Raw genomic sequence first — 24,362 nt, 5'->3', positions numbered from 1 at the left:
CGTTCGCGTAGCGTGGCCTTTTGGCCAAGGTCAATCGCGTTTTATTGGGTAGCTGATTTACCAAGCCATTCATGCCATATAACAAAGCCATCACCCCAGCACAGCCTATGACAACGGCGAGAATGAAAGTAACAATTTTGAACAATACCATCCTTCATTGCCTCATCACTTCATCACCTGATCACTTGATCACTTGATCACTTGATCACCTCATATATATCTCTCACCGAATCCCGTTTCTTGCCATGGTCTAATTTATAAAATTTATAATTTTTTTGCCACCGTTCCAGTTCATAGATAGATATTGATTTAGCGATAATGTCAGTGCTCCTTGCACGATCACCTACTTGTGGATCGGTTGTAAATACTCCACAATTAATTTGGTTAGTTGATATATTCCAATAATCCCTCAATTTGTATTTCCAATCAATGACTTGTTCCACTACCTTATTTCTATGCTTATTTCTTCTAGTTCTTTCGTGTTTTCCTGTTGCTTCAGTATCAATATATTTTGTTTCAATTAAAAATATTTTTTTGTTTTTACTAAGATAAACAAAATCCACTTTGCCTAAATTTGTATAGTCTTGGATTAGAGCCTTTTCAAACAGGATGAGCTGACTACAGGTTGGAAATAATGAGTTTATATTGAAAAATAGATATGCCTGTAATAGAAGTTCCTTATCATAGGGAAAACCAATAACCCCTATAAAAAAACGTCTCATATCTTCTTCACTTTGTGGCTGTTCACCTTGGCAATAGGAAACAAATTTATCAATCTGACTAGTATCCATAGCTTATTTCTTATTTAAACTTGAGTTTGGCCTAAAGGGGGAATCCTAAACTTACGGTGTTCCTCAATTATGGAAGATCCAAAGGTAATCGGTAATCGGTAATCGGTAACTGCTCCAACTATACAGTACCCAAATATTCAGCAACGCCAAATTTATAGTAGTCACTGACATCCTACTATATCCTTCCTGCTTACACCCCAAGGGATTGCCGTTACAGCGGAGCGAAGCGCAATTGCTGATATTGCACTCAGAGATTTAATCGTAATTAATGCCTAAACGGCACTATTGTCCCTTTCGCTAAATGGTTGCGAATAACTGACTTAATTTGATTTCAGTATCTTATAGTTACAGATTTCCCAGGCAATTCTGCTAAAGTAACATTAGAAGGCGATTTTAAATAAATATTTTTTTTGACAATGACTAATCCCTAATTCCTCATACTTAATCTGGCCAACTTTCCTCAATAGTTTTCAGAACTGTATCCACATCTGTCCCACCAATATAATCAACAATGCCACTCCAGAATGTCCCGGTACCCACGGCTCCTGGCATCATATCCGAACCATCGAAGCGCACCATATCCGCATTGGCTAAGATTTCCGCTTGACGTTTAAGAATGTGATTGGGGTAAGCATCCAAACTAACCTGTTTATGGGGTGAAACATAATCTCCCTGACTTGCCCAGATAGTATGGGGTTGGGCAGTTGATAAATACTCCATCAACTTCCGTGCTTCTGGAGTATCCTTAAACATAGCAGTCGCAATACCAGACACTAACACTGGCACTCCCAATTCCTGTTTAATACCCGGTAACAGAAAGATACTCACATCCTTATCTAGGGCTACATCTTTAGGTAAGAAGCTAGTAAGAAAGCTAGCTTGGCGATGCAGATAGCAAACTGGGGGGTTATCAAATAAGGGTGTGGCTGCGTCACCAAATGGAGTGCTAATAATACCAACAGTACCACCAAACACATACTTAGGATTAAGGGCAATGTTGCCAAACTGCTCAAAAGCATTCTTAACCGCTGGGTGATTAAAGGGAATGTTGTGAGCAACCCACTGGTCATACACTTCCCCACCAACCGTGCGCAACATAATATCCTCAATCCAGTCGGTACCAACCCATCCTGTAGCCGCACCGCTTTCTATTCCGATGCACCAAGGGACACCGCCATCTGCCACAATCTGATCGGACAGTGCCATCATTTCATTCCAGGTGTTAGGGATTTTGTAACCAGCTGCCTTAAACGCAGCTCGATTGTACCAAACTAAGCTTTTGACCGCCGCCCTAATCCACACCCCGTATACTTTACTATCGACAGTTGCCAAATCTAGCCAGTTTTGAGAATAAGCAGCAGATAACTGGGATTTGTCCATGAAGGTATCTAGAGGGACCAGTTGACCTTCCCTAGCAAAGTCAGCCATCAAACCCGGTTGAGGGAACATGGCAAGATCGGGAGCATTTCCAGATTCCACCAACACAGGTAGGAGGGTGGCGAAATCACTACTGGCTTCATACACCACCTTGATACCCGTTTCTTTAGTGAAGGGTTCTAGTATCTGTTCGATGATTTGCTCCCCTTCCCCTGTCATTACTCCCAGGATAGTAACCGTATTGCTTTTACTTTCTCTACCTTTGGGGGCACAGGCGACTAAAACTAAAGATAAACCTAGAAATACAGTAGTAAATACCGTGTTAGGAGCCGGTTTAGTTCTAAATTTCGCCAAAAATTCTCCTATCTGTTCGACAAAACCTATCTTGATCCAGAATTTGGGTCTGAACATCTTTCAATTATGAGCCTTAGCAAATAATGACACTCATACTGTGAGTACAATTCCGTTCTAAGATAACCCCACTCAATGACTTGAGCAACAACTTAGGGAGGGGAAGCTTGAGAAATCAGAATACACAGATGAAAGACTCTATGTTTGAAAGGCAGGCTTGATCAACGTAACCCTTCAGCCTACTAGGTGGTGGGTTACGGGACCGACTGTCCCAACACTGGCTACCAAGAAAATCAGGGCTCGCCCTTGGGTGGTGGGTTACGGGGCGGGCTGTCGCAACACTGGCTACGAGGTTGAAGATGAGGGCAAGCCCGCCCCTAATATCAAGTCTGGTTGAATACCCATCAATTTTGGGGCCCGGGCGCGGGAAGTGTGGGGAGATGGGGAGATGGGAACCTCCCAGGAGGGGAATATGGGGAGATGGGGGAAATTTTTATTAAGGGTAATTATCCTGACATGATATAACACACCCTACGCACCCTACGCAACTAAGCCCATGCTATGGTTGCCAGCTATCAGCCATTCATGATGCTGGCAACAGAACGAACCGAACAAAAGGGCATCATGGCGACATCACCTACAAAAAAAAGCTTAAGCTGAATGCTGAATGCTTACCAATAAACGGTGACCTAGAAAAACTACTGATTTTAGCCTCTATCTATTTGTTATAACTTTATACTAACTTCACATAACTAGGATTGGAGTTCGACGTAAACTGGAAAATTTTGAGAGTTTATCCCTATTCCTAGGCTTTATTTATAGGGTTTATAAATGAGATGTAAACCTAGGAGGTCTTTAGTGGACAATAAAACGCTGGAGCTGTTTCCCCTATTGCGTTTTGCATTTTGTATTTTGTATATTACCTAAGGTAGTATGTTCAAAACTAAAATAAAAACGCTATCTGATGTTAATGTGGCTTAATTGACAATCAAAAACTTCAATAAAAATTCATATTTCATACTTAAAAATGCTAACTTAATTTATTTAAATTTAATTTATTTAATTACTGATTATTGTCCGGATTTACGTTTTGGTTTTTTTTGGGCATATAAGCCGTAAAAAAACCAAAACCAAACCAAAAGTATACACATATTAAACTTGACTTTAAACATATATAATTCATGATTAATTTAAGTCTAAAAACTATCTAATATTTATTGTTTTTCACATAAATATCCTAGGAAATTCAGTGGTTTTTAATAGTTATAGAATGGGGTTATAGCTACGATTCATGGCAACTGGCAATAAGCCATTAAACATGAACCATCAACAATCAGGAACTTCCCTGAGCGCCAAATCATTTACCGTAACTAGGCTTTGTCAAGCAGTAAGAGTTAACTAAAAGCAATGTCTAACACATTTTCCTCAGCTGATTCACTTCTGGATCATCACCATTGGGACACTAATACTATCACCTACAGCTTCTATAACAATGCCAATAGTGGTTCTTATTACGGACCTGAAACGGGGGTTTCAGAGATATCAGAAAAAACCAAAGACAATATCAGAAGCATCCTCGAAACTCTGGAAAGATACATTGCTGTTGATTTCCATGAGGTAGCAGATACAGCAACAGACTATGGTCTATTGCGCTACATGGTATCTGATGGTCCGGGCTATGCCTATACCTATTTGCCTGAGGGATTTAATACCAATGTTGGCAATTGGTCGGATGTGGCCGGGGATGTGCATTTGAACCAAGCTTACGACACCACAGGTAATAACGGATTTGCTGACGATCCAGGGAATCATGGCTACATGACCGTGATTCACGAGATAGGACATAGTCTGGGGTTAAAACATCCGAATCCATACGAGGATAATGATCACGGTCCATTTTTGCCCTTTAACGAGGACAATACCACCAACACAGTAATGTCGTATAACTTTGCTGGGAAATCAGCGATTACCCCAATGATTTACGACATTCAAGCATTACAGTCTATCTATGGAGCTAGGGAGTATAACCACGGGGATACTACTTACTCCTTTGACAGCGTTAATTACTACACAGATGGTAGTGAGTATTATGGTAAAACCAAACCGATCGAAGAGATTAAGCAAACCCTCTGGGATAGTGGTGGTGTAAATACCTTAGACTTTTCAAACCTGACTTTTGTGGAGAAAGGTTACCACTTTGATATGAATGAGGGGGGTATTCTGACCACCCAAGAAGCTTACAATGATAGCTCTTATAAAGCTAGGAGCGATGACAGCGGAAGAGAATACGTTACGTCTGAATTTGGGACTGCGATCGCATTCGGTACAGTTTTTGAAAATCTGATCAACTCCAACAGTAACGATTACATCATTGCCAATAGTGCGGCCAATATCTTTAGCGGTTATGAACTTGAAATTTCCACGGGTGATGATCTTATTAAAGGTTGGAACTATCTAGATACTTTAGATCTTTCCAATTATGCTTTCTCTAGTGTGACCCAAACCCAAAGCGGTGATGACCTGATTCTTGGTCTAGGCTCGGATAGTTCGATTACCCTCAAAGACTACCATACAGTCTCTGAAAGCGATCTCCTTAAGATTATCTTCGAGGAGGAGAGTCAAGCACCTGTATGGGAAGAGATTATTATTCCGGACACAATAACAAATATTAGCGACGTTCAGTATGTTCAAGAGGAGCCTCAAACTACCAACACTGCTCCGACGAATATCACCCTTGATGGCAACAGTGTCAAAGAATTCAGTAAAAATGGGACTACCATTGCTAAGCTGACTACTAAGGATGTTGATTGGGGAGATAGCCATACTTATAAATTATTAGATGATGCTCAAGGTCGCTTTAAAATTGATGGCAATCGACTAAAAGTCAAAAATGGCCACCTCATAGACTTTGATGACAACTCTAGTCACTCGATCAAAATCCGCACCACCGATTCGGGGGGTAAAAGCTACGAGGAAACTTTCACCATTGAGGTCCTTAACCAGAATTTTGCTCCGACGGATATCAGCCTTGATGGCAACAGTGTCAAAGAATTCAGTAAAAATGGCACTACTATTGCTAGGCTGACTACTAAGGATGTTGATTGGGGAGATAGCCATACTTATAAATTATTAGATGATGCTCAAGGTCGCTTTAAAATTGATGGCAATCAACTAAAAGTCAAAAATGGCCACCTCATAGACTTTGATGACAACTCTAGTCACTCGATCAAAATCCGCACCACCGACTCCGGAGGTAAAAGCTACGAGGAAATTTTCACCATTGAGGTCCTTAACCAGAATTTTGCTCCGACGGATATCAGCCTTGATGGCAACAGTGTCAAAGAATTCAGTAAAAATGGCACTACTATTGCTAGGCTGACTACTAAGGATGTTGATTGGGGAGATAGCCATACTTATAAATTATTAGATGATGCTCAAGGTCGCTTTAAAATTGATGGCAATCAACTAAAAGTCAAAAATGGCCACCTCATAGACTTTGATGACAACTCTAGTCACTCGATCAAAATCCGCACCACCGACTCCGGAGGTAAAAGCTACGAGGAAATTTTCACCATTGAGGTCCTTAACCAGAATTTTGCTCCGACAGATATCAGCCTTGATGGCAGGAGTGTCAAAGAATTCAGTAAAAATGGCACTACTATTGCTAGGCTGACTACTAAGGATGTTGATTGGGGAGATAGCCATACTTATAAATTATTAGATGATGCTCAAGGTCGCTTTAAAATTGATGGCAATCGACTAAAAGTCAAAAATGGCCACCTCATAGACTTTGATGACAACTCTAGTCACTCGATCAAAATCCGCACCACCGACTCCGGAGGTAAAAGCTACGAGGAAATTTTCACCATTGAGGTCCTTAACCAGAATTTTGCTCCGACAGATATCAGCCTTGATGGCAGGAGTGTCAAAGAATTCAGTAAAAATGGCACTACTATTGCTAGGCTGACTACTAAGGATGTTGATTGGGGAGATAGCCATACTTATAAATTATTAGATGATGCTCAAGGTCGCTTTAAAATTGATGGCAATCGACTAAAAGTCAAAAATGGCCACCTCATAGACTTTGATGACAACTCTAGTCACTCGATCAAAATCCGCACCACGGATTCCGGGGGTAAAAGCTACGAGGAAACTTTCAGTATCGAAGTCCTCGAAAACCAGAATAGTGCTCCAACGGATATCACCCTTTCTGGGAACAGTGTCAAGGAATTGAGTGAAAATGGCACGACCATTGCTAGGCTGACTACTAAGGATGTTGATTGGGGAGATAGCCATACTTATAAATTATTAGATGATGCTCAGGGTCGCTTTAAAATTGTTGACGATCAACTAAAAGTCAAAGATGGCACTCTCTTAGACTTTGATGTCAACTCTAGTCACCCGATCAAAATCCGCACCACGGATTCCGGAGGTAAAAGCTACGAGGAAATTTTCACCATTGAGGTCCTTAACCAGAATTTTGCTCCGACAGATATCAGCCTTGATGGCAACAGTGTCAAAGAATTCAGTAAAAATGGCACTACTATTGCTAGGCTGACTACTAAGGATGTTGATTGGGGAGATAGCCATACTTATAAATTATTAGATGATGCTCAGGGTCGCTTTAAAATTGTTGACGATCAACTAAAAGTCAAAGATGGCACTCTCTTAGACTTTGATGTCAACTCTAGTCACCCGATCAAAATCCGCACCACGGATTCCGGAGGTAAAAGCTACGAGGAAATTTTCACGATTGAAGTCCTTAACCAGAATTGGGAAAGCAAATCGATTAGGGGAGACCGTTACGATAACCGCCTTGAAGGCGGTCATGGTGATGATAGGCTTTGGGGTAATCGCAATAATGACACACTAATTGGTGGCTCGGGTCATGACACTCTTTCAGGAGGTTCTGGGGATGACAGTCTTGTGGGAGGTTTCGGTAACGACTTTCTCAGGGGCACTTGGGGCAATGACACTCTCCATGGTGGCTCGGGTCATGACACTCTCGGAGGTGGTCAGGGAGATGACTCCCTTTCTGGGGGTGTTGGCAATGATAGGATCATGGGAGATGTAGGCAACGATACCCTAGAAGGTAGTTCAGGTGAGGACAATCTAAGCGGAGGTTCGGGTGATGACCTGATCGAGGCTGGGACAGAAGATGATAGTCTCAGAGGAGGTAAGGGAGGTGACACCCTCAAAGGTGGCTCTGGCAATGACTACCTTAGAGGAGACGATGGAAATGACAGCCTTGAGGGTGGCTCTGGTAACGACTCTTTGATCGGGGCTTCGGGTGATGACACCCTTGATGGCGGGAGTGACCATGATACCTTAAAAGGTAGCTCTGGGAATAACTATTTGATCGGAGGTTCGGGTGATGACCTCCTCGACGGTGGCCGGGACCATGATAGTCTTGAGGGTGGCTCTGGCAACGACTATTTGATCGGAGGTTCGGGTGATGACCTCCTCGACGGTGGGCAGCACCATGACTTCCTTAAGGGTGGCTCTGGTAACGACTATTTGATTGGAGGTTCCGGTAATGACACTCTCAATGGAGTTGGAAATGGTTCCCGAGGTAATGGTGAAATTGATGTTCTTGTTGGTGGAGCTTGGTCAGATACTTTTATCCTAGGAGATGATCATCGCGCTTTCTACCAGGGTAAGGGCGACAATGATTATGCAGAGATTTATGACTTAGAATCTAAAGACATCATTCAGCTCTATGGTGTAGCGGATCAATATGATTTGGTTGACGCTGATAATGGGTTACCCGGTAGCACAGCTTTATATTTTAAGAATGATTTGATTGCAGTATTACACGATGTATCTGTGAGTGATGTCAGCAGTAGACTTGAATTTCTTTCCTAATCTGACCAGTTGTAAGATTGGCAAGATGACCGAAGTTAGGGAAGATGGGGAAGCATCTACCGAGAGTCGGACTGATTTTTCTGCCTGTTTGAATAGGATTGCTATACTTTTATCTGCTGGTGTTTACCAGTTCTCAATTACTGACTAACTAGATTTCTCATCCATTAACAAAAACGGTATAATGGCACCCTTTAATTTATAAACTAAAGGGTGCCATTACATTTATTCTTTATTTATTCTGTATAGTCTTCAGGTTCGAGTCTTGGTATTGCCTTCGCTAAAAAGAATTATCATCGATAGAATTATCATGGATTTCGTTACCAGAGGTTTCACGAGTCCCGTGATTGACCTCTTTATGGTTATAGTTACTATCTCCGAGCCTTGGCTGATTAACGTCTGATGAGCGTTGATCAGTCTCAGGAATTTCTAGAGCTTTTCTGTGAGATGATGGTAGGGAATCGATTGACCTAGAAGATTTTGGTGAGGTACCCCTCCAAGTTTTCCAGGCAGCTTTGACACCCTTAACCACATTACGAGTATTCTCTTTGACTTTTTGGGCTTGGTTTTTAGCACTGCTAATACTGTGATCAACCTGTTGAACCACGTGACCAGCACTTTGGACTCCTTGATTAAGATCATCCGTCAAGTCGCTGATTTCTAAGCCTGTGAGCCGAATGGCTTCTAGGGTCGGTGGTAATTCCCGATTTAGGGTATCAGCTAATTTTTCCACACTACGAGCTGCCCGCGCTAACTCTTGTACAGCAGGCAATAACGTTACCAAAACAGCGGTTAAACTAACTGCTACGAGCAGAAAGGACAGCCCGAGCCAAAATAGAGGATCAATCACAAAAAATCCTAGGATGTTGGGAAGCCCCGTCTATGGGGGAGAGGGGTGATGACCGTTGATTTATTATACAGGTTAACCTGTGCTATGATTCAGTAACTGGCAATGGAAAATCGGAGTTTACGACTTTTTTGATCAAGCCCTCGCCTGCAGTAATTAAGCTTAAGTCAACTTAATTCAATAGCAAGCTTGGAGTCTTGAAAAAACACCCTTGAGAAAACACCATTAAGCTCGCCCAAACTTTAACCAATTGTATGCTATCAGTTTTCTTGACATTTGACAACGTATTTGACAACGTTTAGTAATATTATTGGCTAATACTTGCACCATAGGATAAATTTTTCCATTTCCGATATTCGTGAGTCGGCTAACCGACACAAAAACAGGACTTTGCACTTGTAGGGGGATAATTTATGGAGAAGGGGAAGAGGGGGAAGAAGCGGAAGAAGGGCACGTAAGAAAAAACCCATGAGATTGGGTCAATCGGTAACACCAAAAAAAAGCACTAAACCTTCTTACCCCCCGTCCGGGATGCCTAAAGCTAATGTTGATTAGCGGACGAGTTGGACTCTGCGGCAACTGCCGACTCGGACTTTTGAGGCTCTACGCTTTCAGGGACAGAACCTTTTTCAGGGACAGAAGCTTCAAGACCTGCTGCGATCGCTACCTTTAGTCGAGCTAGGGTATCATCCCAGTTACGCAGTGTGGAATCGGAAAGGCGATCTGCCTGTAGTTGCACACTGCTAGAAAGATCTTCGGCTAATTCGGGTAAGGCATCTGCTGATTTTTTCAATAGCTTGCGCGTATCGCGACCAGTACGGGGGGCAATTAGTAACCCTACCACTGTTCCTACGGCACTACCCAATAGCATGCCACCGATAAATGTTCCAGCACTTTTTTTTGACATCTTTTGATTTGTGTTCCTCCAACAATTTTAGATAAATGGGATGGATAAAACTTTTATACTAAATGGTTTTGATTAATTATCCTACAAGTAGCTTGATAATTAATCAGTAGTTAGTAGGCGCTTGAGTGTGGGTTGATCACGGGAGCTACGGTGAGGGTGATCTCAGTTGCCGCTTAGGGTTGGTGACGGCTATGCTGGGAATACTACAACCCGATACTAGTCACTACCTGATATAGCGCTACGCTTAGCGTCAGAAGTCAGAAGTCAGAAGTCAGAAGTCAGAAGTCAGAAGTCAGAAGTCAGAAGTCAGAAGTCAGAAGTCAGCGATTACTTACGTTTCGTAGTTTGGGAATGTCAAACATCTGAATGCGTAGTGCTATACTAGTGCGATCGCTTTTGAGGAAGTAAGCTGTTCTTGCTCATCGGTTTATTACTAAAGCGCCACCTAAATCCTCCAAATTTTTGAAGCATACCCAACAGTAGAAAAATTTGCTTGAGTGTGTGTAGCTTAACCTGTAATTGTTGATACTCCTCTCTTAAACCATGAATACCTACTTGCCCAAGAACAATTGCCTTGGGAGCACTATGTAACGTTTTAGAGATACGGCCTTCAACCCTTTCCAACTGATTAGCGATAGATGAAAGCCACTGTCCCAATCGCCAAACTTGGCAAGCAATGTATAGACACAAGAGGGAGAGCATAATGTTGATGACGATTACAAGTATCATAATCAAGATACCAGTGATATAATTGACTTTACAATGATACGATGGCTAAGGTTGGGCAACTGGGAGAGAAGTTAGTCGCTAGGTGGTTACAAAGCCAAGGCTGGATCATCCTAAACCATAGCTGGCGCTGTCGATGGGGAGAGATTGACCTAATTGCCAAAGGAAACCCGGTGGCATTGGCTTTTGTCGAGGTTAAAACTCGCAGTCGAGGGAATTGGGATGCCGATGGTATGCTAGCAATTACACCACAAAAGCAAGCTAAACTCCGGCTTACAGCTGAGTTATTTCTGTCAGAACATCCAGATTTAGCTGATTTACCGTGCCGATTTGATGTTGCTCTTGTCCGTTGCCAGTGCCTGAACCAACCTTTACACTCTACAACCGCAGATCAAGAGATCGAATTTCCGATAGTTGAACTAGCTCAACCGGTATTGGTGGCAGGATATAAGCTGATGCTACAACACTACATGCAGTCAGCTTTTGATTAGCTACTCGGTTTGGGGGTTGGGTTTTGCTGCTAGCTCATTTTTTCTTAATCATCAACATTGCCTTTTGGCTTGCTTTTGCCTGATTTTTTCGGGACTTGCTTCTTGGTATAGTCAGCGCCCTTTATCTCAACAAACCTAGCCTTGAGAGGCTTCCCAGGTGGGAGTGTCACAAACATACGATTTTTTCAGGCAGACAGATTCTCCGGTATTACCTAATCTTAAAGAAGAAACAGATACCCATTATCATAGCTTGGTATAAACTGAATCATATCCATAACTCCTCAAGAGTAGAAACATGGAAAGCCTCACCATTGCTATGGTCGAGTGGATCATAAAACTGTTCCGCGTCTACCTGGTCGCAGGTTTGATTTTTGCGGTTCCTTTCGTCATCTTTGGCGTGCAACGGGTGGATCCCAATGCCCAGGGATGGGCGATCGGCTTTCGCATTATGATCATTCCCGGTGTGACTGCCTTCTGGCCGATGTTTGCCACTCGCCTGTTGAGAGGCAAAACTCTTCCGACTGAACGCAATGCTCACCGTATCTCGGCCAAACGACTGACCTGAAAGGGAAATGCTATGATTCTCGCTCGCCGTAAAACTCACTTTTATTCCTTTGTGGTACTAGCAGTTGTCCTACCAGTGTGCTTCTTGGCAGGGATTTTACTGCGTCCTAGTTACGAACCAGTTGATGTAGCTAGCAATAACTTATTTACACAGGCAGGGTTCGTGACACAAACCCAACCCAGAAAGGCAATTGGCTCAACTAAACTTGATGATGGAACATTTCGGTTTCATGTTGAAACCTTTGTCAATTACCAAGGCAAACTGGTGATGGAACTTAAGTCTCTTTCTTTGCTCCAAGTTCCCGATCCCTTGCTGTATTGGGACCCTAGGCAAAAAGCCCCCACAGAAATTAGCGTCCGCTCAATACTGCTAGGCAATCTGGCCGGGTTATCTCGTAAACAATTTTTGCTTCCTCCCAGTGTGCGAGGCAAAGCGGGACATTTGCTGATATACAGCCAGGGGCAACAAAAGCTGATTACAGCTCTACCATTGCCAGCCAAACTGACTAGACTTTATCGTTATTAGTGCTTAGTAAATAAAAGAAGGTTTACTGATAGTTAATAATAACTAATAACTAATGAATAATGAGCAATAGCAATAGCAATTAACCTTTAGTAAAAAAATGAGTGTTGCCTATAAAGCTGTTCTGTGGAACCGCCAGAAGTTTATTTACGATGCTATCCTTCTGAGCCTAGTTGCCCTTTATATTGTACTTTTCATCAATGTTACCCAGTGGTTCGATAGCAACATCGACATCAGGGGAGTCAGGATTCGCGCCTTTGGCTCAGCTGCTTTCATCCTGTTGCATGTGATCTTATCCATTGGTCCGCTAACTCGCCTGAGTCCAAAATTCTATCCCCTCCTCTACAATCGGCGTCATATGGGGGTTACGATGTTCTTCTTGGCTCTCCAGCACACCCGCCTTGGCCTGCAATGGTACCACGACTTCGGCAATCTCGAACCTCTGGTCAGTCTGTTTGTGAGCAATACTAACTATCTTACCTTTATTCGCTTTCCCTTCCAGGTTTTGGGATTTGTTCCCCTGGTGATCTTGTTCCTAATGGCAGCCACTAGCCACGATTTCTGGCTGGCTAACCTAACGGCTCCGGTTTGGAAAGGTTTACATATGAGCGTTTATCTTGCCTACGGACTACTGACAGGTCATGTCCTGCTAGGAGCACTGCAAACTAACACGGATCCAGTTCTGACCCTTGCTGTTGGTGTTGGACTAGTGTGGATTGTGGGAGTGCATTTGGCAGCAGGGATTCGGGAGTTCGGGCAGGACAATCAGGAGCTTGTTACAGGAAACGAAGAATTTGTGGATGCGGGCAGCATCGCAGAAATCCCGGAAAAGCGAGCTAAGATAGTCACTCTCGGGGGCGAGCGGGTGGCAATTTTTAAGTATGACGGTAAGATTTCTGCTGTTTCCAACGTCTGTCAGCATCAGAATGGCCCTCTAGGGGAGGGAAAAATTGTGGATGGCTGCATCACCTGTCCATGGCACGGCTACCAGTATCTGCCAGAAAACGGTGCTTCCCCGCCACCGTTTACAGAAAAAATCCCTACGTTTGATATTAAATTAGAGGGCGATCGCATTTTAGTGAAAACTATACCGAACCTTCCTGGTACCAGCGTTAGTCCTGCTGTAATCGCCATGGAGGAAAAGACGTGAGTACCAACAGCCAAGGTCAAAACACCGATGAATTTTATATCGGTTATGGTAAGGTGCCTACCGCTATCAAACGGTTTCTGTTAATATTGATTCCCGTCCTAGCCCTGGTGATTCTGATTCTAGGGGCTGTCTTCCCCTTAATTCATGACCAGTTTAATTCTGGAAAGGTCAATAAGGCTCAAGAGTTTGAAGGGTTGCTGTTAGGACAACCTGTTCCTCACTTGCTGGTACCCCGTCCAGGGGATACCTCCTCCCAAGCCTCCTACTCTCGCTACTTGCTCACGGGTCCGGGAAAAACCTCACCCAAGTCCAGCGTCTTGGATCAAGTGGGAAAGTGGGTCAAGCTAACCGGTAGTCCAGTTTATCGCAACAACCTTACGGTGATAGCAGCTCGCTCTGCAGAGGCAATTGACGCTCCTTCGGGAGCAGTGAAACCGGATGCGGGTAAATCTCTGGGTGAGTTCTCCCTCTTAGGAGAGATTGTAGACAGTAAATGCTACCCGGGGGTGATGAAACCAGGACAAACTAAAACCCATCGCTCCTGTGCTATTCGCTGCATCAGTGGTGGTGTTCCTCCGGTGTTCTTCGTGTACAATCAGCAGGGGGATAATCTTTATCTGCTCCTAGTAGATCGGCAAAACCAGGCGGTTAACTCTCGGATTTTGGATAAGGTAGCTGACCCTATCCGCATCACTGGGGAAGTAGTTCAATATGGGGATATGTTTGTTCTCAAAGCTGACCCAGAAAGTTATGAACTGGTGACTCAGTAAAGCTGGGGATGATGGGCAATCCATGGGTAACGAAATTACCTACACTCCCCCCTTATTCCACACTTGTCTAGAATTTGACAAATTATCTTAAATATGTATTAACAGAAAAGGGTAGATTTAGGTATCCTTATCCCACCCCTTTTAGGTGTTCTATCGTCATTAATTTACCCATTCCTGTTATTACTGGAGTAATGCTTTACTAGGAAAGGATATACCACTCTTCCTGAAGAACGGAAATGATTGCCAATAGTATCAATAACCTTAATCCTAAATTGCTGCTGGTTGTCTCCCGAGCCCTGGCAGCATTGCGACCCTCGGTGATTGCTTTCCTAATTGCAAACGCTAGTATGCTCAGTGGCGGGAAGGAAACACCAATATCGTTTTGTAACGTTCTGTTTGTTGGCAATCTCTGTGCGTCTTTGGCAGTGGTGGCTTTTTTTGGAGCAATTCCTATTCTAAATGAACTTAGAAAGTTGAATGTAAAGCTGCTTCTGGGATTGTTTATTAATGGTTGTTTAGCCGCCTTACTGTCTGCACTGATTTTCCTGGGATTACAACACACTACTGTCACCAATGCAGTCTTATTGGGGCGATTTGGTCCGGTACTCTATGCTCTGGCAGGAGCAATTTTATTTGGCAAGCGTATTCTGAAATGGGAATGGATTGGCTTTTCTCTGATTGGCGTTGGTGTTGTTGCTATTGTTTTTAAAAGCAGTAATTATCAAATCAATCAGGGTGACCTTTTAATCCTGGCTTCAACGTTTTTGTATGCAGTTACTTCGATTATCGGCAAGTTGACCCTTTCTAAAAACAAGAGTTTGTCGGTAATTGTCTTCAGCCGTAACTTTATATCAGCTGTAATATTTTTCGCGATCGCTAGTTATTTGTTTGGTCCGTCTCATTTTGGAGATGTCTTTTCAGGTCAGCTTTGGATGGTGATGGGGATCTATGCACTAATTATCATCGTGATTACCCAATTTCTCTGGTACGCTGCCCTGGAAAAGTTAGACTCCAAGACGGTGGGTAAGTGGACTGTATTATCCCCCGTATTTGGGATAATTTATGCGCTAATTCTCAATGGAGAACGCCCTTCACTGATGCAAGTAATAGCATTTATTGTGATCATGATTGGAGTGTCGATCACTAACTTTAGTAAACAAAAGCCCCAACCGATACAGGAAATTGCAGCTAGAGGAGAAAGTTCTGCCTCTTCTATGTAAGTAGATAGCAGTTATCAATTCAGTGAGGTAGTTACTAGGAGTGGTTAGGGAGTAGGGAGTAGGGAGGGGTGCATCTCATTTTTGCAATTAAACAAAAATTCTAATAAAATTCCCAAACTGCCTACACTACCCACCCTCCCTAAAATCCCCACGCTTCCGACACTTCCGGCACTTCCCTTCTTTTTTACAAAGATGAGATGCACCCAGTAGGGAGTAGGGAGTAGGGAGTAGGGAGTAGGGATTAGGACAAAAATTTTTGTACCTCATCAGTATGATAATTGCTATAAAAGGAGTAGAAAAGAGTTAGCAATCGGTATAGTAAAATCAGCATAGTAAAATCAGCTTGTAATTTAATGAAAGTAAGAAGTAATATAAGAAGTAATGTAAGATGAAATTACTTTCCATTTGCAATCCTTCTCGATACTCTAGTCCGTTACTGGACATACCCATATTTTACCAACGGCTAGCCCTCGACGAACGATTTGAATTCTTCCACATCCCTACTGAGGGCGTATTCACCCAAGGAGCGAAGACTGAATCGATTCAGGTAGCTTCGGTGAAGGGAATACTACCTTACACTACCTTTCTCGAATTAGATTCACAAGCCCAGGATTTGCGATCGCTAGAGGAGTTTGACTTGGTATTTTGTCGCACCTTAAAGCCTTTTCCTGAAGGATATCTAGATAGACTACGATTGTGGGAACCGTTTGTAAAATTTGTTAACAGTCCTACTGGAATTCATGAGCAAATTCAGCAAGAATTCTTCCTCAAAGTAGCCAGTAAATTTACACCAGACATGATAGTAACCAGTAGCTGGATGGAAGGATTGGCTTTTTTTGAAAAGCACCAAGTTATTGTGGCTAAGCGATATAATAGTTGTGGTGGTAGAGGAGTTTTTAAAATTTGGGATCACAACGGTCATTTCTTAGTGGATAATCCCTTTGCAGCTACCAGGGAGTTTAGTCACTTTTCCGAGGTGATGAATTATCTGAAAGGTTCCACAGGTAAACCACTACAATTTGTGAAATACTTGCAGCGAGTTGATGTGGGAGACAAGCGGATTGTTGTGGTAGATGGTGAAATTTACGGTGCCTATATCCGCCGTTCGAAAAGTGGTCATTGGGTGCATAATGTCAGCGTAGATGGAGAATGTTTCTTATCAGATATCAGCTCTGAAGAAAAAGAAGCAATTCACGCTACCTTTAAACACTATCGCTGTCGGGGTATACATACCTTGGGATATGACTTTTTGATGAATGATGAGGGTAACTGGTGCATTAGCGAAATCAATGGAGGAAATATTGGTGGCTTTGCTAGATTAGAACTGTTAACCAACCAATCGATAATGGAGCGATTGTTTAGCTGGATGATTGAGTTTTATCGAAAGCCGAGAAAAAACCTATCGTTATCTTTGGTTGAGGATTAGGAGTGTTTAGTTCTCTAAATTATAATTGAGAGAGAGCAAATAATTACGGGCAACAAAATAAGTGCAGAAAAATGTCAACTAAACAAGAGAATTTCTGTGCAGATTTATCAGAGCATCCCAACATTCTGGTAAGGCAATATAAAGAGACTGATTTTCAAGCAATTGCATCTATCTATAACGAGTCTATCGTTGCAGGCAACAGTACGATGGATTGCCAATTTTATACCGCTGAGGACATGGAAGTACTCGCGAATAAGTTTGGCGATCGCGAAACCATACTGGTTGCAGAACGAGAAAGCTGTGTTATCGGGTGGGGTGTCATCAAGCGCTATAGCCCTCGCTTAGGCTACCGTGTTTGCTGCGAGATTTCGATTTATTTTTCTTTAGCGGAAACCGGTAAGGGTTACGGCAGTATTTTACAAACAGCATTGCTCAAGAAAGTTGAGGAGTTTTGCTATCACCATGTCGTTGCTAAAATTTTGGGCTGCAATCAAGGGAGTATTGAATTTCACAAGCGATTTGGATTTGAGGTTGTAGGTGTTCAAAAAGAAATTGGGTTTTTCAAGGGACGCTGGCACGACATGGTTATTATGCAGCTTGTTTTATCCCATATCTTACCTTACCGTCCTGAACTATAACATTCTGTGTTTTAGTTTTGAGCATGGGAGGAGCTTGCAACGGATAGTTCGAGCGGATGTAACGGATAGCAATATGGGAAGGAGGTCGAAGAGGTGCAGCGATTTCTTTATCGTTTCAATCAGGCTTGCTATAGCTTGAATAAATCTTTGATGATATGAGGAATAATCATCATGTGTTCTGAATCAAAATAAGCTGAGATATTTCTCAATTTTTTTCAGACGATAGTGAGGAATTTATCAGCTTTCTCTCAGCCTAGAGCTTTAAGGTTTATACAGTCAAGTCAACCAGTGAGGAATTATTAGTTAGGTAAATCTAGGGATGAGGGATTAAGTATTAGGGATTAGGCTTTGAATAGTAAACTCTAACAGCATTCCCCTAACACCATTCTCCCACCTAGTAATACTATCAATTTCGGTTAATCCATTCGTAGGATGGTTAATCCGATTTTGTTAATTTTCAATTTTTAAGTCTCTATTTTCAGAGAATCAAGTTTTTTAAAAAATTAGAGGATGGCAAAATGATTCAGATTATTACTGGCATGAAGACTTCTGTATCCGACCAAAGTCTTCCCAAGAGTATCCAGCGCTTAATTAGTAATATCCAAAGTCAGTCGGTATTGGTACCGAAAATTGCTCGTTTGTGCATTTTGGATGCACGCATCTCACCGGAAGACTTGATGGGATGGGCTGACTTTGATCATCCCATCACCGACAGCTACGGTCGAAAGCTACTGTACGAGTGTGGTTCCTTTGAAATTATGGTGATGTCTTGGGCTCCAGGAGACTACAGCACGATTCATGACCACGGCACAGCCCAATGGGGAGCAGTACAGTGCTTTGGCGAGGCGGAACACTACGTGTATACCTTAACAGATGGAGTGCTGCAAACCCTGAAGCGACTGGACTATAGCTCTGGAGAGGTAAAGGCGGTAGCTGACGATATGATTCACCAGATGGGCAACCCCGGAGAATCCTGCTTTTTTAGCCTTCATGTATACGGGACCGAAAACTCCAAGGGCTCGATTACTAGCAACGCACGAATCTTTGACCTGCTTGAAGGCAGCATTCAACGCACTGATGGAGGGGTGTTCTTCTGCTTGCCAGAGACACAAATTAAAGAGCGGCACTACGGCTTACAAGCAGACACTGATACCACGCTCAGACACCACGAAAAAATGCGCGATCGCATTTGTCGAATCCTTGCAGTAGAGGACAATCCTCTACTCCGCTCAAAATTAGCTGTGTTAGACGAGCAAATGTCACAGCTCAAGTAAGCTAAAGATAATTGGTAATTGCTAATTGGTAATTGCTAATTGGTAATTGCTAATTGGTAATTGCTAATTATTACTTTTCAAGTAAGCATTCAGCTGTCAGCATTCAGCTGTCAGCCTAATGCTTAAAATAAACATCGAACAGGATAATTTAATAGTTTGAGATTTTAAAGAATTGAAAGTTTGGGGATTTGCCTATCTAAGTATTCAGCCGTTGGCTGATAGCACCTCAAGTAGCACAGGCTTCTAGCCTGTGATGTACCCCATAAGCTGATACGCGACACGCTGATAGCTGTTGGCGTAGCCTGCGCGTAGCGCATATGCTTACCTTTTCAATTTTCAGTTTTTAATTTTAAAATGACCAATGACTAAATCAATCAATCCAAACTAATTTGTGAACCCCATAGGTCTTGAGGTAGAAATGAGCGGTCCATTGGAATTGGTGCTACTGGTTCAGTTAGGGTAAATTTGCCACTCTCAATCCATTGCTTTAATTCCATAGCAACTTGCCGGGAGAGGAAAATACTAGCAAGAGGAGCTACACGTACTAATTTACCATCAATAGTGATCCGACCAGACTTCAGCTGAGCGTAGCTGACTAACCCAAAGGTTGGACGCACCCGTCTAGGAATGGCAAAATCTACCACTGGTGCAACAATGTCTTGATCTTGTACAGCACAACGTTGCACTACTTCTTCATTCAGTACTGGCATTGGTACGCCCACACCCAGCATCAGAGAGGGGCCATAATTTTTAAAGTAACAACCCCGCACCCATTTGGGGTTCATTTGCTTGGCATCTCCAATTAAAGCTAGAGTTGCTGCTGGTCCTATGGGTGTCTGATTGGGAAGGCGTTTTTGCAGTGGGAAGTGTTGGGTCCCTTCCCAAGCAATATAGCCAATACCTCCACCCATAAAAATCCGTGTGCCAATACCCACTAGCTTCAGTTCCGGATCATTGATTAGGGGTGAGATTGCTCCTGGGTTAGAGTAAACCGCATTGGAGAGTTTGGGCTGCAGCAAACCCAGATAAGTATACAAGGGGCGATCGCCTCCATTCACCCCTACAATGAAGTTTTGATACAGATTGCGGGGATTGAATAAGTAAAACTGATTAATCCTATCCTTAGTGATCGTGGTCTCAAAGGAGCTTCTAGGATAACAATCTGTCACCTGTCCAAGGGCTTGCAGGTTGACCGGTTTCCCAGCAATCAGGTCTTCAATGACATGACCACCACCCCTTTGCCTATGTTCTTCCATATCTGGAATCTCACGGTTATCTGGGTAGTCAACAACTTGAGTTGCTCCCAAAAACAAATCCACTGCTCCGAAGCCAGTGTAAGCTGGAACCCCATCTAACCAACATTTCCGTATTTTCACGGGTGGGTCAGTATGTCCCAAATTCATGATTGCTCCGGAAGACTCCATCTGCTCAAAGGTACCGGTAGTAATGATGTCTACTTCTTTCGCCGCCTGAGTCACACCGATGTCTGCCACCCGTGCTTTTAATTCTTCCACTGTCCACACTACGGCACAGTTACCCTCGATTTTGTCATTAATTTGAGCAATGGTTCGCATAGGGATTGGGAATGAGGAGAAGGGTTTTCCAAAATATCACTTGTCAGTGGTATCTTAGCTTACCTCCGTCAGCCGAGGGTGATCATAGGCAGTTGTTAAGTAAGTATTCAGCTATCAGCTATCAGCTATCAGCTATCAGCTATCAGCTATAGCGCTTTTTAAGCTAGTAAGGTACAAGTTTTTGGGTTTTAGGGAGCAGGGAGCAGGGAGTAGGGAGCAGTAAAGTCAGAAGAGGGAAAAGGTAAAAAATTATGTGTACCTCATGAGGCTAAAAACCGCTATATCAGCTATCAGCTATCAGCTAATGCGCACGCTACTTGAGGTGCTTTTGAATACAACAGGTAAGCATTGGAATAATGCTGAGTTACGTCAGCACCTCAAGTAGCGTGGACCTTTTGCCCACGGCTGACGGCTGACGGCTGACGGCTGACGGCTGACGGCTGACGGCTGACGGCTGAATGCTTAAGTTGTTAAAATCCATAGCTCGCGTTGTAACGGTTGAAGGCTTATGAAGGTTTACTCTTCCTCCTTCTCGATTTGATCTGATTTGTCGGATTTGGGGTGATTGTCCGATTCAGTGCTATCCTGGGAATCCTGTGATGTAGTCGGGCTGGCTAAATCAGGATCTGGTGATGCGATCGCAACGATTTCTGAAGGGGTCTGGGTATGTCTGATGGATATCGGACTAGTTTTCCATTGATCGAGGATATCTTTAATTAAAACTTCTTTGAGCCAAACCTGACCAACTACTGTTAATGGTAAAGCTAACAGTAAACCTAAAAAACCAAAGAATGTCGCGAAAAATACCTGAGCCAAAAGGGTTACTGCTGGTAGCAGGGATACCTGTTGCTTCATGACCAGGGGAGTTAGCAAATTACTTTCCACCTGCTGAATAATAATGTAGAGAATTAAAACAGCGATCGCTTTCCAGGGTGCATCTAGTAGAGCGATCGCAATCGGTGGGACTACACTCAATCCAGGGCCAATATTGGGGATAAATGTCAAGATACCTGCCAAAGCCGCCTGTGCCAGTGCCAGTTTAACTTGTAGGATGACCAAACCCACAAAACTTAAGCCAGAAATGGCAGCAATGTTAACGAGAATGCCTACTAACCACCCCCGTAAAGAGTGATCACATAGAGTCAAAATTTCATCAACTCGACGGCGATAGAAAGACGGGAAAAGTCGTATAAAGCTTTGACGATAAGCGTTGGGGTCAGCCAGTAGCATTATGGTCAAAACTAATACCAGCAAAACTTGGGCTACTACAGCCAAAGAGTTAAAGGCAATGGAGAATCCACCACCCAATAACTGATTAAGTAACGGTTGTAGCTGTTGAATTAGCTGATCTATTTGGAGCTCGGGGAAAGTAATCAGATCTGGGGGAAGACGCGCTGACAACACCTCCAACCACTGACCTAATTTTTCTATACCCCTAGGAACTTGATCAGTTAACTCTAGGACTTGGTCGGCAAAGGGTGGCACAATTAGCCAGTAAAACCCTACGGTTAGAGCAACCATCAGAAGAATTGACAGCAGCACAGCAAAAAGCCGTTTGATGCCAACCCGGCGGAATTTTTCCACCAAGATATTTAAGGCATTGGCAAGTACCACAGCAGTAAATATCAGCAGCAGTACTTTACGGATTTGCCACAGGATGTATAACGAAAGGATAAAGGCAAGTAGACCAATCCATGTGCCTAGACTCATGGTAAAACCTCGCAGTGGCTCTATGCAGTCCCAGACCTAATTTTAGTTGTATGGGGCTCAAAAACCTGATCTTACCTCAATTCTACAGATTTTAGGTTTTCAAATTTTAGGTTTTAAAAGAGACAGGATGCGATTAGCCCGAAGGGCTACGCTACGCGAACGCTCCGGGAGCAGAAGATGGGGGTGATGGGGTGATGGGGTGACAAGCAGCTTGAAAGGGAGGGTGACCGGGTTTAGGTAGGGTATCCTGCCCCTCGGGAAACATAACTATGCTCTTTTGAGTCTAATTAATCGCTTATACTCATCCTCAAGGAAGATATATTTAATGTTTATTTCCCATCGTTGGCAGTCCAGAATCGCTCTACTCACAGCATTGGGGATCACTTCAACTGTGGCGTTACCAATGTTGATGGCTACTCAAGCTACTGCCCAGTCTAGATTCTACATCGAGCCACAGTTGGCTCAATTTACCCAAGTCATCATTCCTGCTGGGACTTTGATACCAGTTGAATCCGACGACGCCAAGAGAATCATTGTCACTCGTAATGAAACTCTACCGATAACGGTGATAGTAGCTAGAGATGTAGTCTCCTTTTCAGGAACCCTCCTAATTCCAGCCGGTAGTGAGATTGAAGGTGAAGTGCGTCCAGTTAACAGAGGTTCTCAGTTTGTCGCCGAAGAGTTGATTCTCAGGGATAGTGATCAATCCTTATCTATTGATGCCACCTCCGAGGTTGTCACCAAAACTGAAACTATTACCAAAAACACTGATCCGGATTTGCTCAAAGGTGCTGCTATTGGTGCAGCTGCCGGGGCTGTACTTTCTGAAATCTTTGGTAAGCTTGAGTTTTGGGAAGTTTTAGCTGGTGCTGGACTCGGTTTGGTTACAGAACTTCTCCTTGCAGGAGGTCAGGAAGACGTAGAAGTAGTTGTCATCGACCCTGACACAGATTTAGATGTAACCTTGAAGTCTGATTTAGTCCTTAACATTGACAATCGCTAATCTGAAGGATGAAGGATGAACCCTTCACCCTTCATCCTTGACTTGATAATTAATAATTCATCCTACCCGACGGTAAAGCTATCAGGCGAAGATCCTTAATCGTTAATCTTACCCTACACCGAATTGCTAAGGGCGAACATCCTTGATAATGTAAGCATTCACTTATAGCGCTACGCGCAAGTAAGAAGTTAGAAGTCAGAAGTCAAAAGTAAGCTATGACTAAGTTTCGGAGTTTAGGAGCGATGCAGAGGTGCGACCCGTGGCGAATTTAATTCGCCAACGGAAAACGCACCATTACGGTCTTGGGGGTTTCCCCCATGAGCGACTGCATCAAGACAATGTCCTAACAGTAGCGCGTAGTGCTATATCAGCTATTAGCCTATGCGCTAAAGATAGTGCTACTTGAGGTGCTATCAGCGTGTCGCGTATCAGCTATCAGCCTATGCCCAACAGCTGACTGCTGACTGCTGACTGCTGACTGCTTACTTGATAATTCATTCTTAACCAAAAGTTACTGTCACCTTAATATTCATCTATTATTATCTATTACTATTAACTAGTTAGTCACCAGGTCGTCAGGATAGCTAAGCTGATGGATCTTTATCGCCGCCTTCTCTGGAGTACTATTTTGGTATTCAGTAGTTTAGTTACACAGATTCCAACAGCCTCAGCTGAAATTAAGGAATACCACGTCATCCTTAACTCTGATAGCAGTCAATCATTTGAACGCCTAATTCAGCAGACAGAGAATTTGGCTCAAACTAAACTAAATCAGGAATTTACCGGAAATCCTGATATTACCAGCATTTCTATGATGATTTTAGGTGAACGCAATGGTCAAGTAGTCCCTTTAATGATTGCAACAGTTTCTCGCTCTCAGTGGAAACAATTCCCCATAATCCAGCGATGGGCGAGTTATTTTAGCAATTCTGAAATGCTATTGGGGTTCAGAGCTTCTGATTCATCTCCAGCTCCTTCAAATCCACCTAAATCTTCAGTATTACTTGAAGCTTCATTGGAGGATGATCCAGGTTTTCGAGATGATTAACTAGTTGAATTAACTAGTTTAAATAAAAACTTGGCAACGGTTAACCTTAACTGTAGCAGTGTTAATCCTTTTTAGGTAATTATTTTCACAATTTAGTTTCACAGGTTAAG

At 43.0% G+C, this 24,362-nt stretch carries 22 protein-coding genes; 13 read left to right on the top strand and 9 right to left on the bottom strand.

The features are described 5' to 3' along the window. Positions 1-197 precede the first annotated feature (197 nt). Together LYNGBM3L_RS00660 and LYNGBM3L_RS00655 are read right to left on the bottom strand one after the other, a co-directional pair. Complete coding sequence (locus LYNGBM3L_RS00660) at positions 198-791, bottom strand: hypothetical protein (protein ID WP_008177791.1); 594 nt, start codon at positions 789-791, stop codon at positions 198-200. Between the two features lie 441 nt (positions 792-1,232). Continuing rightward, the gene (locus tag LYNGBM3L_RS00655; protein ID WP_008177789.1) at positions 1,233-2,579 is read right to left on the bottom strand and encodes an ABC transporter substrate-binding protein; all 1,347 of its coding nucleotides are present in this window, start codon (positions 2,577-2,579) and stop codon (positions 1,233-1,235) included. A gap of 1,347 nt (positions 2,580-3,926) precedes the next feature. Here LYNGBM3L_RS00655 and LYNGBM3L_RS34560 point away from each other — a divergent pair. Further along, positions 3,927-8,384 (top strand): reprolysin-like metallopeptidase, encoded by a 4,458-nt coding sequence (locus LYNGBM3L_RS34560; RefSeq protein WP_008177784.1) that lies wholly within the window; start codon positions 3,927-3,929, stop codon positions 8,382-8,384. Beyond that, positions 8,353-8,532, top strand: a complete 180-nt coding sequence (locus LYNGBM3L_RS46850; RefSeq protein ID WP_008177782.1) for a hypothetical protein — start codon at positions 8,353-8,355, stop codon at positions 8,530-8,532. Before LYNGBM3L_RS34560 ends, LYNGBM3L_RS46850 begins: the two co-directional genes overlap by 32 nt. A 129-nt stretch (positions 8,533-8,661) precedes the next feature. Here LYNGBM3L_RS46850 and LYNGBM3L_RS00635 read toward each other — a convergent pair whose 3' ends face one another. From LYNGBM3L_RS00635 to LYNGBM3L_RS00625, 3 genes are all read right to left on the bottom strand, one after another. Further along, entirely contained in the window at positions 8,662-9,231 is a 570-nt protein-coding gene (locus LYNGBM3L_RS00635) for a DUF948 domain-containing protein (RefSeq protein WP_008177780.1), read from the bottom strand. Between the two features lie 538 nt (positions 9,232-9,769). After that, positions 9,770-10,135 carry a YtxH domain-containing protein gene (locus LYNGBM3L_RS00630; protein ID WP_008177778.1) on the bottom strand — a complete coding sequence of 122 codons (366 nt, stop codon included), beginning with the start codon at positions 10,133-10,135 and terminating at the stop codon, positions 9,770-9,772. A gap of 381 nt (positions 10,136-10,516) precedes the next feature. After that, a complete protein-coding gene (locus LYNGBM3L_RS00625) occupies positions 10,517-10,864 on the bottom strand; it encodes a hypothetical protein (protein ID WP_008177776.1) in 348 nt (115 codons plus the stop codon). 41 nt (positions 10,865-10,905) lie between these two features. On the opposite strand from LYNGBM3L_RS00625, the gene LYNGBM3L_RS00620 reads away from it, so the two are divergent. After that, a complete protein-coding gene (locus LYNGBM3L_RS00620) occupies positions 10,906-11,352 on the top strand; it encodes a YraN family protein (protein WP_008177774.1) in 447 nt (148 codons plus the stop codon). A 265-nt stretch (positions 11,353-11,617) separates the two neighbouring features. Here the strand turns inward: LYNGBM3L_RS00620 and LYNGBM3L_RS42550 are convergent, their stop codons facing one another. After that, complete coding sequence (locus LYNGBM3L_RS42550) at positions 11,618-11,890, bottom strand: hypothetical protein (protein ID WP_154659634.1); 273 nt, start codon at positions 11,888-11,890, stop codon at positions 11,618-11,620. Positions 11,891-11,929: 39 nt separating this feature from the next. Here LYNGBM3L_RS42550 and LYNGBM3L_RS00610 point away from each other — a divergent pair, with 39 nt between their 5' ends. The 4 genes from LYNGBM3L_RS00610 (at position 11,930) to LYNGBM3L_RS00595 (ending at position 15,579) form a co-directional block, all read left to right on the top strand. Then, a complete protein-coding gene (locus tag LYNGBM3L_RS00610; protein ID WP_008177767.1) occupies positions 11,930-12,442 on the top strand; it encodes a hypothetical protein in 513 nt (170 codons plus the stop codon). A 97-nt stretch (positions 12,443-12,539) separates the two neighbouring features. Further along, complete coding sequence (locus tag LYNGBM3L_RS00605; protein ID WP_008177765.1) at positions 12,540-13,589, top strand: Rieske 2Fe-2S domain-containing protein; 1,050 nt, start codon at positions 12,540-12,542, stop codon at positions 13,587-13,589. Further along, complete coding sequence (locus LYNGBM3L_RS00600; protein WP_008177763.1) at positions 13,586-14,359, top strand: hypothetical protein; 774 nt, start codon at positions 13,586-13,588, stop codon at positions 14,357-14,359. The genes LYNGBM3L_RS00605 and LYNGBM3L_RS00600 overlap by 4 nt, the downstream gene beginning before the upstream one ends. 236 nt (positions 14,360-14,595) lie before the next feature. Next, positions 14,596-15,579, top strand: coding sequence for a DMT family transporter (locus tag LYNGBM3L_RS00595; RefSeq protein WP_008177762.1), 984 nt, complete (start codon positions 14,596-14,598; stop codon positions 15,577-15,579). 126 nt (positions 15,580-15,705) lie between these two features. Here the strand turns inward: LYNGBM3L_RS00595 and LYNGBM3L_RS42545 are convergent, their stop codons facing one another. After that, complete coding sequence (locus tag LYNGBM3L_RS42545; RefSeq protein ID WP_154659633.1) at positions 15,706-15,846, bottom strand: hypothetical protein; 141 nt, start codon at positions 15,844-15,846, stop codon at positions 15,706-15,708. Positions 15,847-15,967: 121 nt separating this feature from the next. On the opposite strand from LYNGBM3L_RS42545, the gene LYNGBM3L_RS00590 reads away from it, so the two are divergent. The 3 genes from LYNGBM3L_RS00590 to LYNGBM3L_RS00580 all read left to right on the top strand — a co-directional run bounded on the left by LYNGBM3L_RS00590 (position 15,968) and on the right by LYNGBM3L_RS00580 (position 18,917). Then, complete coding sequence (locus LYNGBM3L_RS00590) at positions 15,968-17,005, top strand: ATP-grasp domain-containing protein (RefSeq protein WP_008177760.1); 1,038 nt, start codon at positions 15,968-15,970, stop codon at positions 17,003-17,005. 71 nt (positions 17,006-17,076) lie between these two features. After that, positions 17,077-17,643 carry a GNAT family N-acetyltransferase gene (locus LYNGBM3L_RS00585; protein ID WP_008177758.1) on the top strand — a complete coding sequence of 189 codons (567 nt, stop codon included), beginning with the start codon at positions 17,077-17,079 and terminating at the stop codon, positions 17,641-17,643. Between the two features lie 518 nt (positions 17,644-18,161). Then, entirely contained in the window at positions 18,162-18,917 is a 756-nt protein-coding gene (locus LYNGBM3L_RS00580; protein ID WP_008177756.1) for a cysteine dioxygenase family protein, read from the top strand. Between the two features lie 374 nt (positions 18,918-19,291). Here the strand turns inward: LYNGBM3L_RS00580 and LYNGBM3L_RS00575 are convergent, their stop codons facing one another. Further along, positions 19,292-20,491, bottom strand: coding sequence for a homocysteine biosynthesis protein (locus tag LYNGBM3L_RS00575; protein WP_008177754.1), 1,200 nt, complete (start codon positions 20,489-20,491; stop codon positions 19,292-19,294). 516 nt (positions 20,492-21,007) lie between these two features. After that, a complete protein-coding gene (locus tag LYNGBM3L_RS00570) occupies positions 21,008-22,201 on the bottom strand; it encodes an AI-2E family transporter (protein ID WP_008177751.1) in 1,194 nt (397 codons plus the stop codon). A gap of 325 nt (positions 22,202-22,526) precedes the next feature. On the opposite strand from LYNGBM3L_RS00570, the gene LYNGBM3L_RS00565 reads away from it, so the two are divergent. From LYNGBM3L_RS00565 to LYNGBM3L_RS00560, 3 genes are all read left to right on the top strand, one after another. Then, positions 22,527-23,204: a TraB/TrbI/VirB10 family type IV secretion system protein gene (locus tag LYNGBM3L_RS00565; protein WP_008177749.1), complete on the top strand. Its 678-nt coding sequence runs from the start codon at positions 22,527-22,529 to the stop codon at positions 23,202-23,204. 259 nt (positions 23,205-23,463) lie between these two features. Beyond that, positions 23,464-23,610 (top strand): hypothetical protein, encoded by a 147-nt coding sequence (locus tag LYNGBM3L_RS42540; RefSeq protein ID WP_154659632.1) that lies wholly within the window; start codon positions 23,464-23,466, stop codon positions 23,608-23,610. A 186-nt stretch (positions 23,611-23,796) separates the two neighbouring features. Further along, entirely contained in the window at positions 23,797-24,252 is a 456-nt protein-coding gene (locus tag LYNGBM3L_RS00560; protein ID WP_008177747.1) for a hypothetical protein, read from the top strand. Positions 24,253-24,362: the final 110 nt, after the last annotated feature.

The organism is Moorena producens 3L (assembly GCF_000211815.1).
GTDB lineage: Bacteria > Cyanobacteriota > Cyanobacteriia > Cyanobacteriales > Coleofasciculaceae > Moorena > Moorena producens.
The sequence above is the reverse complement of the archived record's forward strand: the minus strand, read 5'-3'. Positions and strand labels throughout refer to the sequence as shown.